14 protein-coding genes and 1 pseudogene are annotated in these 15,287 nt (G+C 42.7%); 14 read left to right on the forward strand and 1 reads right to left on the reverse strand.

Annotated features, from left to right (window positions below; genetic code table 11):
• From ACYCSE_RS22480 to ACYCSE_RS22500, 5 genes and pseudogenes are all read left to right on the forward strand, one after another.
• Window positions 1-1,659, forward strand: coding sequence for an extracellular solute-binding protein (locus tag ACYCSE_RS22480; protein ID WP_459700000.1), 1,659 nt, complete (start codon window positions 1-3; stop codon window positions 1,657-1,659).
• 325 nt (window positions 1,660-1,984) lie between these two features.
• Window positions 1,985-3,721: a type 2 periplasmic-binding domain-containing protein gene (locus ACYCSE_RS22485; RefSeq protein ID WP_459702559.1), complete on the forward strand. Its 1,737-nt coding sequence runs from the start codon at window positions 1,985-1,987 to the stop codon at window positions 3,719-3,721.
• A 62-nt stretch (window positions 3,722-3,783) separates the two neighbouring features.
• Window positions 3,784-4,698 carry an ABC transporter permease gene (locus ACYCSE_RS22490; protein WP_061828414.1) on the forward strand — a complete coding sequence of 305 codons (915 nt, stop codon included), beginning with the start codon at window positions 3,784-3,786 and terminating at the stop codon, window positions 4,696-4,698.
• A gap of 13 nt (window positions 4,699-4,711) precedes the next feature.
• Window positions 4,712-5,605 carry a carbohydrate ABC transporter permease gene (locus ACYCSE_RS22495; protein WP_250268367.1) on the forward strand — a complete coding sequence of 298 codons (894 nt, stop codon included), beginning with the start codon at window positions 4,712-4,714 and terminating at the stop codon, window positions 5,603-5,605.
• A 65-nt stretch (window positions 5,606-5,670) separates the two neighbouring features.
• Window positions 5,671-6,455, forward strand: a pseudogene (locus tag ACYCSE_RS22500) (alpha-amylase family glycosyl hydrolase); the annotation flags it as partial.
• A 183-nt stretch (window positions 6,456-6,638) separates the two neighbouring features.
• On the opposite strand, the gene ACYCSE_RS22505 reads toward ACYCSE_RS22500, so the two are convergent.
• Window positions 6,639-7,184: a TetR/AcrR family transcriptional regulator gene (locus ACYCSE_RS22505; protein ID WP_165179876.1), complete on the reverse strand. Its 546-nt coding sequence runs from the start codon at window positions 7,182-7,184 to the stop codon at window positions 6,639-6,641.
• A gap of 303 nt (window positions 7,185-7,487) precedes the next feature.
• On the opposite strand from ACYCSE_RS22505, the gene ACYCSE_RS22510 reads away from it, so the two are divergent.
• The 9 genes from ACYCSE_RS22510 to ACYCSE_RS22550 all read left to right on the forward strand — a co-directional run bounded on the left by ACYCSE_RS22510 (window position 7,488) and on the right by ACYCSE_RS22550 (window position 15,198).
• Window positions 7,488-8,537 carry an NAD(P)-dependent alcohol dehydrogenase gene (locus ACYCSE_RS22510; RefSeq protein ID WP_446674900.1) on the forward strand — a complete coding sequence of 350 codons (1,050 nt, stop codon included), beginning with the start codon at window positions 7,488-7,490 and terminating at the stop codon, window positions 8,535-8,537.
• 206 nt (window positions 8,538-8,743) lie between these two features.
• The gene (locus ACYCSE_RS22515) at window positions 8,744-9,946 is read left to right on the forward strand and encodes a multidrug effflux MFS transporter (protein ID WP_459700004.1); all 1,203 of its coding nucleotides are present in this window, start codon (window positions 8,744-8,746) and stop codon (window positions 9,944-9,946) included.
• 176 nt (window positions 9,947-10,122) lie between these two features.
• Complete coding sequence (locus ACYCSE_RS22520) at window positions 10,123-10,911, forward strand: carboxymuconolactone decarboxylase family protein (RefSeq protein WP_459700006.1); 789 nt, start codon at window positions 10,123-10,125, stop codon at window positions 10,909-10,911.
• 14 nt (window positions 10,912-10,925) lie between these two features.
• Complete coding sequence (locus tag ACYCSE_RS22525; RefSeq protein WP_459700008.1) at window positions 10,926-11,387, forward strand: cyclophilin-like fold protein; 462 nt, start codon at window positions 10,926-10,928, stop codon at window positions 11,385-11,387.
• A gap of 80 nt (window positions 11,388-11,467) precedes the next feature.
• Entirely contained in the window at window positions 11,468-11,863 is a 396-nt protein-coding gene (locus ACYCSE_RS22530; RefSeq protein WP_459700010.1) for a cupin domain-containing protein, read from the forward strand.
• A 162-nt stretch (window positions 11,864-12,025) separates the two neighbouring features.
• Window positions 12,026-12,685 carry a DUF3737 family protein gene (locus tag ACYCSE_RS22535; RefSeq protein ID WP_459700012.1) on the forward strand — a complete coding sequence of 220 codons (660 nt, stop codon included), beginning with the start codon at window positions 12,026-12,028 and terminating at the stop codon, window positions 12,683-12,685.
• A 446-nt stretch (window positions 12,686-13,131) separates the two neighbouring features.
• Entirely contained in the window at window positions 13,132-13,587 is a 456-nt protein-coding gene (locus ACYCSE_RS22540; protein ID WP_459702560.1) for an SDR family oxidoreductase, read from the forward strand.
• Window positions 13,588-13,827: 240 nt separating this feature from the next.
• The gene (locus ACYCSE_RS22545) at window positions 13,828-14,115 is read left to right on the forward strand and encodes an alpha-amylase family glycosyl hydrolase (RefSeq protein ID WP_459700014.1); all 288 of its coding nucleotides are present in this window, start codon (window positions 13,828-13,830) and stop codon (window positions 14,113-14,115) included.
• A 99-nt stretch (window positions 14,116-14,214) separates the two neighbouring features.
• Window positions 14,215-15,198: a LacI family DNA-binding transcriptional regulator gene (locus ACYCSE_RS22550; RefSeq protein ID WP_061828412.1), complete on the forward strand. Its 984-nt coding sequence runs from the start codon at window positions 14,215-14,217 to the stop codon at window positions 15,196-15,198.
• The last annotated feature ends 89 nt before the right edge of the window (window positions 15,199-15,287 follow it).

Below are 15,287 nucleotides of genomic sequence, written 5' to 3' on the forward strand. Positions count from 1 at the left end.
ATGATTAAGAAGATGGCTGCATGTGTTCTTGTCGTCAGCTTAATTGCAGTGACAGTAAATTTCAGCAACCCATACTTCCGGGAATCACCAATGGGACCAACGAAAACAATCTCGGACACTGCTGCTGCTGATCCATTGGGGAAATATGAACATCCCGTTTCCATCCGGCTGGGATATGTGGTAGACCCAACAGGCGCGGATCTATCCGGAGGAGAAACACTTGAGAAGAATATGTGGAAAACGATGATTAAACAAAGTCTTAACATTGATGTCCAGGTATTATGGCAGGTGTCGAAGGAAAATCTGGGTCAGAAAATCGATCTGGCTATCGCCAGCAATGATCTGCCGGATGCCATGATTGTAAATCAGGTGCAGCTGAACGAGATGATCAAGGCTGGAGAAATTGAAGATCTAACCGAGGCATACAATAGCAGCGCATCACCGGAAATAAAAAAAATCATCGATAGCACAAACGGATTGGCTATGGAACAAGTGACCTTCGATGGCAAGATGATGGCTGTTCCTTCTGTGACAGCGGAAGACTTCAGCATGCTCTGGATTCGACAGGATTGGCTGGATCGTCTTGGACTGAAGCCCCCGAAAACGGTCGATGATCTGGAAGCTATCGCCAAGGCCTTTGTGGAGAATGACCCGGATGGAAACAGTAAGCGGGATACGATTGGCCTTGCTTCAAGCACTGGACTGTATAACGATTTCAACAACAGTGCTTTTGCTTTTGATCTAACGCCGATCTTCGCAGCATATGGATCTTTCCCGGGATATTGGCTGAGCAAAGATGGAAAACCTGTATACGGTTCGGTTCTACCGGAAACGAAGGACGCCTTGGTGAAGCTGCGTGAAATGTACGCCAAAGGCTTTCTCGATCCAGAAATGGGCATCCGCAAAGAAGCGGAGGAAACGGTCATTAACGGTCAGGCGGGGATGTTCTTTCAAGGTTTCTATGCTGGGTACTGGCCCCTTCCGAGCGCTTGGCAGAACGAGCCGAAGGCGAACTGGCAAGCATACGCACTCCCGCTGGATGCAAACGGAGCATACCATGTGAAGGTGGATAATCCGTCAAGTTCATTCTTGGTGGTACGAAAAGGATATGCTCATCCCGAAGCGATCATTAAAATTAACAATCTGTACCTTCGTGATGAGTTCAAGTACGGTACGCGTTTTATGCTGAGCCGCAATTTCTTTGCTCCGGCAGATGAGGCACGATATGAATCGAAGGCCGCGCAGGATATTCTGATGGGAACCAAAACACCCGACGATTTCAAGGGCAAGTCTGAATACAAATTACTGGAAAACTTGGTTTCGACGATAAAACAAACCAAATTGAAGCCTTATGATCAACATGGTATTTCCTATTGGAATAAACAGAGCGACAGCTTTATGCGGAGTTATTCGCTTCTTGTAGGCGGAAGAAATTTCTTCGATCCAAACATCCATAAAGTTCGAAGCCTTACCTATATACGAACTCCAACGATGGAGAAGGCTTGGGGTGAACTATCGAAACTGGAACATGATACATTTTTGAAAATTATTTTAGGCGCTGAACCAATCGATTCATTTGATCAATTTGTCGAGGAATGGAAGGAACAAGGGGGCGATCAAGTGACTCTGGAGGTGACCGTAGCCCATAATCATCGCTGAAGACCATCATGAATGTGATACGATAAATTCTACACGACACTTTTATAATTCCATTAATCAAGCCGACAGATTCCTGTTTCAGGAGCTGCCGGTTTTTTTGTTCTTCACTTTGATTAGTAAGTAAGGATAGACAAATGTATGTCGGTAGGTAGGATAAATGCTTACAAGCCAACTATGGCTTCATGATCCCGAATGAAACCGTATACATTTCTCTATCCAAACAGACGTTCAATCCCTATCTCGATTTGTCTTCTCCGAGTCTTCATAATGAAAGCGCAAACAACAACGATAGAGAAATATTCAGAACGAAGGGGAATCGAATGTGATGAGAACTAAATGGTTCATAAAAAGAAACATGTTGACGAGACGTCTGGCCGTGCTGTCGATGTCTGCCCTGATGATTTCAACCCTTGTAGCCTGTGGGGGTTCCTTCAACCCTCCTACTGCGGAGGAAGCGGGCAAGTATGAGGCAACACCGGGAGACCCATTCAGTGCCTATAAAGACGAAATAACCGTAACGATGGGTCGTGTGACTACAGCCAACCCGAAACTGCCGGCTGGAGATACGTATGAGAACAACGCGTATACTCGGCTGGTCAAAGAAACGTTTAACGCTCAGATTAAAGACCAATTTGAAGCCAACGGAGAAGATTACAGCCGTCAGGTTTCTCTCGCCATCGCCTCTGGGGAACTGCCTGACATGATGCGTGTCGATTCCAAGGATGAACTCAAAGAACTGGTTGATAATGATCTGATTGAAGATATGACGGAAATTTACAAACAGTATGCCACAGATAACATCAAGAACATTTACGAATCTTATGAGGGCCGTGCATTAGATAATGCGACGATAGATGGACGTTTAATGGGACTTCCGGCTACTTCCCTAGATTCCGCGCCAACCATGGTCTGGGTTCGTCAGGATTGGCTGGATTTACTGGGAATCCAACTTGACGCAGACGGAGACGGGGCCATCAAGCTGGATGATGTGGAGAAAACGGCCGAGGAATTCCTGAAAAGAGATCCTGGCCAATCCGGGAAACCGGTAGGTATTCCTTTTGTGAACACCCTGAATACAAGTGACTATAATGGTTCCGCCTATACCATGCTGGGAGTTGCCTCCACCAAGGGTGCATTCCCTCAATACTGGATGAAGGGAAAGGATGGCAGCATTGTTTATGGCTCAACAACAAAGGAAACCAAGCAGATGTTAGGCGTCATGGCAGATTGGTTCAAGAGAGGCATCATCGACCCGCAATTTGGAACACGCACATTTGATGATATTACGGCACTGTACACCAACGGCCAAAGCGGTATTGCTTTTGGACCATGGCATATTCCCGACTGGGGTCTGAGCAGCGTGAAGCAGATGGATAAGAATGCGAAATTCACGGCTTACACTTTGGAGGATGCAGACGGAAAGGTAAACGTGGCACACGCCAATCCAGCCAATCAGTTTATCGTTGTGAGAAAAGGATATGAACACCCGGAACTCGCCGTTAAAATAGTAAACCTTTTCTACGATAAACTGGCAAATGATAAAAATGTGGAAACATCTATGCCAGAAGCCGCCAAGTATCAAGAGAACGGCGTAGACGGTTCTACCAGACCTTTTAATATTGAAGTCAACTCGGCTACCTCGCTGCTGGATGATTACTCTGACGTTGTTCGCGGGATTAAAGGGGAAATTAGTCTGGATCAGGTCCGGACAACCGAATCAAAGAACAATATTGAAAGTATCCAAACCTACTTGAGCGATATGGATACGGATAACATAACAGCTTGGTCGAAATATCACTCGCGTATCAACGGAGTGGGACTCATCGACAAACTGACACAGGAAAACAAATTCGTTTGGATGACACCCGCTTTCTCTGGAACTACACCAAGCATGAAACAGACATGGGCTAATCTGACCAAGATGGAGCAGGAATCTTTCATCAAAATCGTGACTGGTGCAGAATCTCTGGATTACTTCGATACTTTCGTTAGCAATTGGAAGAAACAAGGCGGTGACCAGGTAATTCAGGAAATTGAAGACGAGGCCGCATCCAATAAATAAATAATCATGAACTGCTAGAAGGGCTGCGATACGCAGCCTTTCTTCAGGAAAGGGGTCCATCCATGAAACAGGGAAATGATAAAGCAAAAGGTCGGTTGGGCACGGGTGCCATGTATCATCTGATGATGCTTCCGGGAATTTTATTTTTGCTGGTATTCAGCTATGTTCCGATGGTCGGTGTCATTACGGCGTTTCAGGATTATATACCAGCCAAGGGGATGTTTGGCTCCGAATTTGTAGGGCTGAAGCATTTTATTTATATGTTTAAGCTGCCGGACATCGCACAGGTTTTTAGTAATACGTTGGTGATTGCCATTGCCAAGATTCTATTGGGAACCATGATGGCTATCATTTTTTCCATTTTGTTAAATGAGATTCGCATCAAATTCGTTAAAAAATCCGTTCAGACAATTGTTTATCTGCCACACTTTCTATCCTGGGTAGTTCTAGCGTCCGTGGTTGTTAACATGTTCAGTTTGGATGGAATTGTGAATCAAATTTTGGCTTTCTTCGGTCTGGAGAATATTAATTTTCTCGGCAGCAACACCTGGTTCCAGCCGCTGATTATTGGGACAGACGTGTGGAAGGAGTTCGGTTACAGTTCCATCGTCTATTTGGCTGCAATTACTTCGATTGATCCGGGTCTGTACGAAGCGGCAGGAATGGATGGAGCCAGCTGGTGGAGAAAAGTATGGCATATTACGTTGCCAGGTATGCTGCCTATTATCCTGCTCATGGGAGTGATGAGTCTGACCAATATTTTGAGTGCCGGCTTCGATCAAATTTATAATCTGTATAATCCGGTTGTCTATGAGTCGGGAGATATTCTAGATACTTATGTATATCGGATTGGGCTCGTTGGGCGACAGTATAGCTTCGGTACGGCTGTTGGCCTGTTCAAGTCAGTGATCGGTATTGTTTTGCTATTGTCCGCCAACCATTTGGCCAAAAAATACACCGACCGAAAAATATTCTAAGGAGGCACAGCCCATGTCATATTCTGTAAGCCTAAAAGATCGAATTAGCCGGTTTGTCATCAATGCCATCGTCATATTGCTGGCATTGATCTGCCTTCTTCCGTTATGGAATATCGTTGCGATTTCATTTAGCAGCAGCGAGGCCGTGTCAGCTAATGCTGTAGGTCTCGTACCGGTCAATTTTACAACAGCAGCGTATACGAAAATTATTGATGATGCTCAGTTCTGGCGTTCCTTTGGCATTTCTGTTCTACGTGTTGTGCTCACACTTCTTCTCAACATGATTCTTATTATTTTAATGGCATACCCGCTCTCCAAGTCGAAAAGGGAATTTAGGGGCAGAAACATTTATATGAATGTCATGATTTTTGCCATGCTGTTCAGCGGCGGGATGATCCCGAGTTATCTACTGATTAAAAACCTCGATATGCTTAATACAATTTGGTCGCTTGTTCTACCGGGAGCTGTCCCTATATTTAGTGTCATCCTTGTCATGAACTTCTTCTCTGCTGTACCTAAGGCGCTAGAAGAAGCAGCATTCATCGATGGGGCGAATCCGCTCCAGGTCCTGTTTAAAGTGTATGTTCCCGTGTCCATCCCTGCGCTGGCGACGGTAGCACTATTCAGTATCGTGGGAACGTGGAATGATTTCTTTAGCGGTTTGATCTATATGACCCAAGTCAGCAATTATCCGCTAATGACTTATATTCAGTCTCTTAACGTGGATATTGCGGAACTTCTTCAATCCGGCACCAACTCAGCACAACTCAGCAACCTGACTGAAATTTCAAACAAAAATCTAAATGCGGCCAAAATCGTAGTCGCTGTCATCCCGCTGCTGCTAATTTATCCGCTGCTTCAAAAATATTTTGTGACTGGAATTGTTGTAGGATCGGTAAAAGAGTAATTGTATGCTGTGACTTGATTGAGATAAAAACACCTATTCGTGTATTGGAAGGGTTGTAATGAACAATGAAAAATAAAAATTGGTGGAAAGAAATCGTTGTATACCAGATATATTCACGGAGTTTTCAAGATAGTAATGGTGATGGAATCGGCGATTTGAAAGAAATTGTTTCCCCGTCTAGACTATTTGCAGCAACTCGATGCCGGAGCAATTTGGCTATCACCAGTTTGTAAATCCCCTCAGGATGATTTTGGTTATGATATTTCGGACTATCGGGATATCGATTCGATGTTCGGGTCTTTGGATGATATGATGAGCATCCCTGGTTTCAAGAAGCAAAAAAAGTAAAGAAAATCCGTACCATGACTATTATGTCTGGAGAGACGGCATTGGAGAAATGCCGCCAAACGACTTGGGTTCCATATTTGGTGGTTCAGCTTGGGAATGGGTACCCGAGATAGGACAATATTATTTACATCTTTTTTCTGTAAAACAGCCGGATCTCAACTGGGAAAACCCAAAAGTCCGACAAGAGATTTACGAAATGATCAATTGGTGGATAAGCAAGGGTGTAGGCGGTTTTCGGCTTGACGTAATTGACTTAATCGGAAAAGAACCAGATTTGAAAATTACCAGCAACGGGCCGAATCTGCATAAGTATATCAGGGAACTCAGCAAGGAGACGTTTCAAAAAGCTGGAGATCTGCTGACGGTTGGAGAAACATGGGGCGCTACGCCAGAGATCGCCAAATTGTATAGCAACACGGACGGCAGTGAGTTTTCAATGGTATTTCAATTTGAACATATCAGATTAACAAGGCTTGAGCTGCGAAAAGCTTGTTCATTATGGTGTAAATGGATTATTTAGGGTAATGGACGAAGTGATTACTGATATATCATTGAGCAAACGAGAAACGTTAGTTGAAAATAGCATGGAGCAGTTTGCCGGTTGGTAGCTGCTCCATTTTTGATAAACTAACGGGCAGTTATCTTCAATCAGTATAGACTCTATTTAAACCTATTATTTAACCCTCTATAGACTTCTCTCCAATAAGGCTCCAACTTGTTCAGCCATGATTTGTGGCGGATACGGCATTTCATTTCTAATCCACCATTCTATTACCCCTACATAAGCGGTACCAGCATATTGCAACATAACGTCTTCATTTAAATCCACATTTCTTCCACTTTCTCTATCAATCTCACCTCTGAATCCTCCCATAACATAATCAAGAAGACGAGTTCTAAAAGAGGGGGCTCCTTTACTGGCTAACATAGTCGAAAAAAATAAATAATTTTTCTCAAAATACTCAAAAAAGGGTACAAGTCCATTGCTCCAATCCAGCTTACATGCCCATTCATCCATTTCGCCTAACTCATTCATGTGTGATTCGATCAGTTTATCCAACAAATCATATTTGTCCTGATAATGGAGATAAATCGTACCACGGTTTACGTTTGCCTGGTCTGCAATGTCTTGAATGGTAATGTCATCGAAGTTTTTTACAGCCATCAGTTCAATAACGGCTTTTTTCAAGGATTCTTGCGTTTTTAGAATTCTCCGATCCACTTTTATCATTTAGTCTTTTCCCCCTGACCAACTCAAAATAATGAACACTTTTCGTGATGTTGTTGTTATTTCAACAAATTGCGCTTTTTTAACCATTGAACTTAGGCTTCTTTTTTATAATAATAGACGTGAGTTGATAAAACAACAAGTTTTGTTTATCCGCTCTCTGTAGTTCACTAATATTACCTAAAAGGAGAACTTAAATTTAGAAAGGAGGGATGTTCACTTGGTAATTAATAAAAAATGTGAATAATCATTACTAATTTCTAAAAAAGGACTAACAGATAAAATTGTATTCACTGGAGGTTATATATGATTAATGCTAATGCACGTGCTGTGTTCGGTCCGGAAGGTCCGTTCATACTAACTACAATTGAGCGCAGAAATCTTAAGCCGCATGATGTTCTCATTGAGATCAAGTATGCGGGGATTTGCCACTCTGACATCCATACCGCCCGTGGGGATTGGGGGCCAGTCCAATACCCTATCGTTCCAGGACATGAGATCGCCGGTGTTGTCGCCCAGGTTGGCTCGGAAGTCACAAAGTATACTGTTGGTGACCGAGTAGGAGTTGGCTGCATGGTTGATTCCTGTCGAGAGTGCGAGAGTTGCCGTAGAGGAGAGGAGCAATATTGTCTTAATGGACATACGGGTACCTACGCAGCTATCGACAGATATGGACAATATACACAAGGGGGTTATTCCACACACATCGTCGTAACGGAAGATTTCGTGGTTCGAATTCCTGACGGCATTGATCTTGATGTCGCCGCTCCGCTTTTATGTGCTGGGATCACAACGTACTCTCCGCTGCGCCATTGGGGTGCTGCCTCCGGCAAGAAGGTAGCAGTTGTTGGACTTGGCGGACTCGGACACATGGCTGTGAAGCTCGCTCATGCTATGGAAGCAGAAGTAACGGTTTTATCTCAAACCTTGAAGAAAAAAGAAGATGGTTTGAAACTAGGAGCGGACCATTATTATGCCACCAGCGATGCGGAGACATTTAAGAAGCTGGCCGGCACGTTTGATCTCATCGTGAATACGGTGAGCGCGAAAATTGATTTGAATGCCTACCTATCACTGCTGGCAGTGGACGGTACCTTGGTTAATGTCGGTGCGCCGCCGGAGGCATTGCCTGTTCAAGTATTCTCTCTTATCCCGCATCGTCGGTCGTTTGCTGGATCGGCAATCGGCGGTATTCGGGAAACACAGGAAATGCTTGATTTCTGCGCTGAACACCACATTACGCCTGAGATCGAGGTTATCTCCGCTAATCAGATTGATGAGGCATGGGAACGCGTACTTGCTTCGGATATCCGGTATCGATTTGTCATCGACATCAGCACGATGGGGAACGAATAGGGATTCATTGCAGCAAAAAAATATCAAGGGCACGCCGGGTGGTGTGCCCTTGAGTTGGATAAGGAAAAGACAGATCTTCCGAAATTCATCTAAGACCCTTTGTATATCGGAGGGGTATACTGTCACAGGGTAATAAAACGACAAAACCTAAAGCAAATGCGTTGGCTTAAAGAATGTGCATTTAATCAATCATAGGAGTTAAAGGAATGAAATATAAGACCCAAAAAAATTCTCTCGGTTTTGCTCTAATATTGGCCACATTCTCGGCGCTGGGGCCGTTTACCGTCGATATGTATCTTGCATCACTTCCGCAAATCGCTGTTTTTTTTGGAACAAGTGCAACTGCCGTTCAAGCGAGTTTAACCACTAGCCTGTTAGGATTAGGGTTAGGGCAGTTGATAATGGGGCCTTTAAGCGACATTTATGGAAGACGCCGGCCTTTGTTGATTTCCATGATATTATTTATCCTTTCCTCGATTGGATGCGCTTTTGCACCAAGCATAGAATGGTTTATATTTTTAAGATTTATTCAAGGGGTTGCTGCGTCCGCCGGACTCGTTATTTCGCGCGCTATTGTTCGAGATCGGTTTAGTGGGATTGAAATGACTAAGTTTATATCGTTGCTAACGATGATAAGCAATGTCGCTCCGTTAATTTCCCCTACGGCCGGAAGTACGGTCATGTCATACAGCTCTTGGTTAGGTATATTTATATTTTTAGGGGTCCTAGGTATAGGATTAACTGGGATAACCATATGGGGGTTAAAGGAAAGCTTACCTGTACAGCAACGTGCTCCAAGCAGTCTCCGTTCGTTGATGAAGAATTACAACAGTTTGTTCCGAAAGCGGTCTTTTATGGGATATGCTTTCGTCAATGGCATATTGTTCGCAGGTGTTTTTGCCTATGTTGCGGGTACCCCATTTATTTATCAAAACATATACGGCGTGTCGCCGCAACTGTTTTCGATCCTGTTTGCGTTGAATGGCCTTGCTATTATCTTAGGATCTCAATTCGTCAAGCTGCTTGCAGGCCGGGTATCGGAAAGTCGACTATTTTTGATCGGATTAATACTATCATTTATATCTTCCGCTGCGCTCTTATTTATAGTACTAGTACATGGAGCATTATCAGCTATGTTTATTTCGATCTTCTTATTCGCCTTATCCATTGGGATCATTGGACCCATCTCTTTTACATTAGCAATGGAGTCGCAAGGGCATATTGCAGGGAGCGCTTCTGCCGTGCTCGGCACCTTACAATTCGTGTTAGGTGGCGTTACGTCTCCGCTTGTGGGAATTGCAGGCGAAAATTCCGCTATACCTTTTGGAATTATTATATTTTCTACCAGTTTGTTATCTATAATTACCTATATCATTCTGGTTAAAGGGATAAAAAAATTATCCGTTTGATGCACTCCATATCAAAGGAGTATTGGCGCTCACTCTATGTATGCACCTACTAAGAGCATAACTCCCATTGATACTAGGCGACAGTCAAGGATGCACCGCGTGAAACCAACACCTAATGTACATCAATAAAGGCGCTCATTGGACTATTTTTAAAAAAGAAAGGGAGGAACAATGAAATGGATTATACGAAACTTGGAAATAGAGGGAAATGTATGAATCGAATTGAAAAGAATCAAGTGACGTATAAAAAGCTATTTGGCGATGGAGTGCCAGCGGCATACGCTACCGATCCTGATTTTCAGGACATCCTGAGCCGCTTCATTTTTGGGGAAGTTTTTTATCAAGGTGAATTGGACGATAAACAACGTGAACTTATTACTCTGGTGGTGCTTGCAACGAACCAAACGTTGCCACAGCTCAAGGCCCATACTCAGGCTGCACTGAACGTTGGGCTGACACCGGGAGAAATCAAAGAGGCCATTTACCAATGTGCGCCTTATTTGGGATTCCCCAAAACGCTAAATGCCATCGCGGAGATTAATGAAGTTTTCAAGGCCAAAAATATAGTGTTACCTCTCGAAAGCCAAAAGCAGGTTGAAGAAGAGAATCGGTTAGACAAAGGGCTTGCAGTGCAGGTAGAGATTTTCGGCGATGTCATTGAAAAAAATAGGGAGAATGCTCCAACCAATCAAAAGCATATGCAGGACTATCTTTCTGCCTTCTGTTTTGGCGACTTCTATACTCGTGGAGGTCTTGATCTGAAGACACGGGAGCTGCTGACCCTCTGTATCTTAAGCAGCCTGGGCGGTTGTGAAAGTCAAGTCAAGGCACATGTGCGGGGCAATCTGAATGTGGGTAATGACAAGGATATGATGATCACTGCCATCACTCACTGCCTTCCATATATGGGTTTTCCGAGAACATTAAACGCTTTAAGTTGCTTAAATGAAATCATTCCGGAATAGCTGGAGAGAGTTTAGTGAAGAAACAGATTTCTCTATCCCTTGTTTTTTTGATGACCCTTACCCTCATGGCTTGTGGCGGTAATACCAATGGAGGAAAAACTGTGGCCAATCAAACAACTAATATAAAAATAAAATTGATATTTAACAACGAGGAAGTAATGGTAAGCATGTACGATAATCCGACCAGCCAAGATTTTTTACAGCGACTTCCAATGACTATAACCTTCGAGGATTATGCTGGAACCGAAAAAATCAGCAGGCTAGAGAAAAGATTGTCCATTGAAGCTGCGCCGTCAGGCATCGATCCTTCCGTTGGAGATTTTACTTATTATTCTCCTTGGGGCAATTTGGCTATATTTTATCAAGATTTTGGTTATTCAAGTGGACTTGTAAGGCTGGGTCATATTGAGGCCGGAGTTGAAAAGCTTGTAAAAATGAACGGCAGTTTCACGATGACGATTGAGCAAGCCCAATAGCGTTAATGATTCCTGAAAAGTAAGAAGTCGATAGCATCGCGTTTGATAATAATGAAAATATAAGAAAGTAGGGATAAAAAATGAAGAATGAGCACTTAAGCAATAGCACACTCTTCCCATTGGGTCAAAAAGCCGAAAAAAATTTTATCGGTGACGCATACTTACAAATGGTGTTTACCGATCCAGCACCACTCAATACAGCAATCGGGAATGTAACCTTTGCTCCCGGTGCCCGCAATAACTGGCACTCTCATCATGCTGGGCAAGTGTTGTTAGTTACTGGCGGTGAAGGGTGGTATCAAGAAGATGGAAAGCCAGCCCAATTACTCAAAACAGGCGATGTGGTAAACATTCCACCAAACGTAAAACATTGGCATGGTGCTACAAAGGACAGCTGGTTTGTTCACTTAGCTCTTACACCAGGACAAACAGATTGGTTAGAACCCGTAATGGATGAAGATTATACTAAACTTTAATAAATGAATTAACACACAGAAACGGCAGACATCAATGCTGTCGTTTCTATTGAAGCTTCTCATAAACCAGGAACCCTCTGTTTCTAGTCTGCGGATATTCATCAAACGAATATGAGGTCAGGGAATATTTGAAGCTAGTACTGAGTGATTGGAGACAGTATTATGCAAACGATCGATCAACAAATACTTACTGGAGAACGAGCACTTTTCAAAAGAAATAACCTTACTATTACAAATTCTATTTTTGCAGATGGCGAGTCCCCACTGAAGGAAAGCAACGATATTACTATCGATAATAGCATTTTCAAATGGAAGTATCCCTTATGGTATTGCAATAATATTCGTGTTAGTAGCAGCACTTTCCTTGAAATGGCCCGATCAGGAATATGGTATACACATCAAATTGCCATCAGTGACTGCGTAATAGAGGCACCAAAGGTATTTCGGCGTTCGAGCGGGATCCGACTGACAAATGTCGATCTATCCAACGCCCAAGAAACCTTATGGAATTGCGCAGATATTCACTTGAATCATATGACCGCAAAAGGCGATTATTTTGGAATGAATAGCGCAAATATCATCATCGACGATTTCACATTGGCAGGGAACTACGCATTCGACGGAGCAAAGAATATGGAGATTCGCAATGCAAAGCTTATTTCAAAGGACGCTTTCTGGAATTGTGAGAATATCACCGTTTATGATTCATTGATCATCGGAGAATATTTAGGCTGGAATTCGAAGAACATCACGTTTATCAACTGCACCATCGAAAGCAATCAGGGAATGTGCTACATGGACCGTCAAAGATTGGACGATTGATTCAATAACGGTTACCGGACACTCCCCACGAAACGAATGGAAAATCTGCTTTAGAGATACGTAAAAAATTCGTTTAGTTAGCGATCGAGAAGTTATATATTATGATCAAACTGAAATCAATTTGACCTCTTTGGCGGCCACAATGTGGTCATCGTTATTAAGCGTTTTGAACCATAAGTGAAATATAAATGATTAAACCCCAGGGACCTTATCCATCTGGAAGGAGCCCTGAGGTTTTTTGTTATTGATCAGGAAGGACTTGTCTGTAGTAATACGATGCGGTCTCAAAATCTTTTTGGTGATAATAAGCTTCAGCTATAAGGATATACAATTCGCTTATTTTTTTGTGCGCTTGCTTTTGTTGATATATGGTGCGAGCTAAAAAGAAGTGAAGCAGAGCTTGTGCTAGATTTCCATAGCGGGAGTTGATTTGTCCTATTAAAATATTGAGCTGGGCTTTTAATTCCAGATTCATATTTACATGCAAAAAATTATCACATATCCTTTGTGAAGAAGGCAGAATTATTAATATTTCCTCTGTAGCGGCTTTAACGGGAGGAAGCTTCGGCCCTCATTATGGTGCTTCCAAGGCCGGATTGATTGGATTAACCAAATCCTCAGCCCGTGAGCTGGCAAAATACAATATTAGTGTGAATGTGATCGCGCCTGGCCCGATCGCTTCGGAAATGACAGATTCATTAAATGACGCTGTGATGAAAGGGATTATCGGGAATACGCCGCTGGGTCGCCTGGGTAAAAAATCCGAGGTTGGGGAGCTTGTGCTCCAACTTGCCAATCCGAAAATTGGTTATCTCACTGGACAAACCATTGTCATGGATGGAGACGCTATATGCAATAATCATATTCGCTTTTTGTTGTATACTACCAGTTTCTACATGTAAAGCATGCCGCCCAAAAGCGGTAACACAGCCCCATCTTCTTCTACGAAATCACACATGAGATTCATTCCATTATGGTACGTTCATATATTAGTCCATATAAAATGGCAAAAATCTCGGGATGTATACACTTAAATGGATACATTTATCCATACTCCACAAGATAATAATTCAACCAAGTATATTCACAAGACGGACACAGTGATTTGAAAGGAATTACACAAAAACTTGATTAATTAAACGATGGCAAACTCCATTCGGGGTGGATTTGGAGGTCAACTGCCTCTGGCTTATGCCCCTAATCCGTCTCCAAGTTACCATAAATATGATGTAACTGATTACTATCAGGTATACCCGCTGTGTGGGAGTCTAAATGATTTTCGCACCTTGATGGAAGAAGCGGACCGAAAGGGAGTAAGATGTCATGGACCTTGTTATCAATCATTCAAGCCGCGAATATCCATGGTTCAAGGAGGCAGTAGCAACCTACAAAACAAATACCACTGTATATGGATGATATTACAGATTTGAATGAAAAGGGCTCGTAGGTCAGATGTTTTTTCACGTTTAACCATGTTAAAATAATAGAATAATTGGAGACTTGGCATGGAGAGAAGGCAGGTTGAATCAATGAAACCAAAACTTAACGATGTTGCACAATTAGCTGGAGTTTCACCGACTACGGTTTCTCGCGTACTTAATAATCGTGGCTATATCAGTCAAGAAACGAAGGATCAAGTTCATAAAGCGATGCAGGAACTGAATTATTTACCAAATGATGTGGCTCGGTCATTATTTAGTAAACGAACAAATCTAATTGGATTAATCATTCCAACTACAAGCAACCCATTTTTCGGAGAGCTGACTTTTCATATAGAGAATATTTCTGCGTCATTAGGCTATAAGCTGTTGCTTTGTAACAGTTTGAATCAGCTGGATAAAGAAGAATCTTATGTGGATATGCTTATGCGAAATCAAGTTGACGGTATTATCGTTGGTACACACAACCGAGGTATCGTAAATTACGAACAGAAGAATATTGCCGTCATTGCGATCGATCACTTTCTATCCGATTCAATCCCAGTTGTAGGATCGGATAATTATTTGGGTGGAAAACTGGCGTCAGAACTGCTTATTGAAAAGGGGTGCAAGCATATCTTACACATAAATGGCCCTGTTGAATTGGAAACACCTGCAAGCTTGAGAAGAAAAGCATATGAAGATGTGATGGAGCAGTATGGTCGAAAGGCAATTACCTATGAAGTACATGATCCCTTCCACCAACAGAATCACGATGAACCGATTAAACGCTTGCTCGATGAACATCCTGAAGTAGATGGATTGTTTGCGAGTAATGACTTGGTGGCTGCGTCTTTTATTGCTAAAGCAAGAAGTAGAGGAAAACGTGTTCCTGAAGATATTCGCGTAATTGGATATGACGGAACAGAAACAACCCGCAATCTTCTCCCAGAATTAACGACAATTCAGCAACCAATACAGGAGATCGCGAGATCTTCCATAGAGTTACTTATTAAAGAAATTGAAGGTGGATTCAGTGATGTCCCGCGAGAAACCTATCTACCAGTGAAACTTATTGAAGCTAGTACAGCTTAATACAATTTCCATAGTTTCAGCATTGTGATATAAGGTGGAGCTATCCTTATTAGAGTAATTGAAATCAAAGAGGAGAGCTCTTTTCCTTT

This window comes from Paenibacillus sp. SEL1 (assembly GCF_054602535.1).

Coding starts and splice junctions, on each gene's coding strand:
- ACYCSE_RS22480 (WP_459700000.1), top strand. CDS start 1: ATGATTAAGAAGATGGCTGCATGTGTTCTTGTCGTCAGCTTAATTGCA.
- ACYCSE_RS22485 (WP_459702559.1), top strand. CDS start 1,985: ATGAGAACTAAATGGTTCATAAAAAGAAACATGTTGACGAGACGTCTG.
- ACYCSE_RS22490 (WP_061828414.1), top strand. CDS start 3,784: ATGAAACAGGGAAATGATAAAGCAAAAGGTCGGTTGGGCACGGGTGCC.
- ACYCSE_RS22495 (WP_250268367.1), top strand. CDS start 4,712: ATGTCATATTCTGTAAGCCTAAAAGATCGAATTAGCCGGTTTGTCATC.
- ACYCSE_RS22505 (WP_165179876.1), bottom strand. CDS start 7,184: ATGATAAAAGTGGATCGGAGAATTCTAAAAACGCAAGAATCCTTGAAA.
- ACYCSE_RS22510 (WP_446674900.1), top strand. CDS start 7,488: ATGATTAATGCTAATGCACGTGCTGTGTTCGGTCCGGAAGGTCCGTTC.
- ACYCSE_RS22515 (WP_459700004.1), top strand. CDS start 8,744: ATGAAATATAAGACCCAAAAAAATTCTCTCGGTTTTGCTCTAATATTG.
- ACYCSE_RS22520 (WP_459700006.1), top strand. CDS start 10,123: ATGGATTATACGAAACTTGGAAATAGAGGGAAATGTATGAATCGAATT.
- ACYCSE_RS22530 (WP_459700010.1), top strand. CDS start 11,468: ATGAAGAATGAGCACTTAAGCAATAGCACACTCTTCCCATTGGGTCAA.
- ACYCSE_RS22535 (WP_459700012.1), top strand. CDS start 12,026: ATGCAAACGATCGATCAACAAATACTTACTGGAGAACGAGCACTTTTC.
- ACYCSE_RS22545 (WP_459700014.1), top strand. CDS start 13,828: ATGGCAAACTCCATTCGGGGTGGATTTGGAGGTCAACTGCCTCTGGCT.
- ACYCSE_RS22550 (WP_061828412.1), top strand. CDS start 14,215: ATGAAACCAAAACTTAACGATGTTGCACAATTAGCTGGAGTTTCACCG.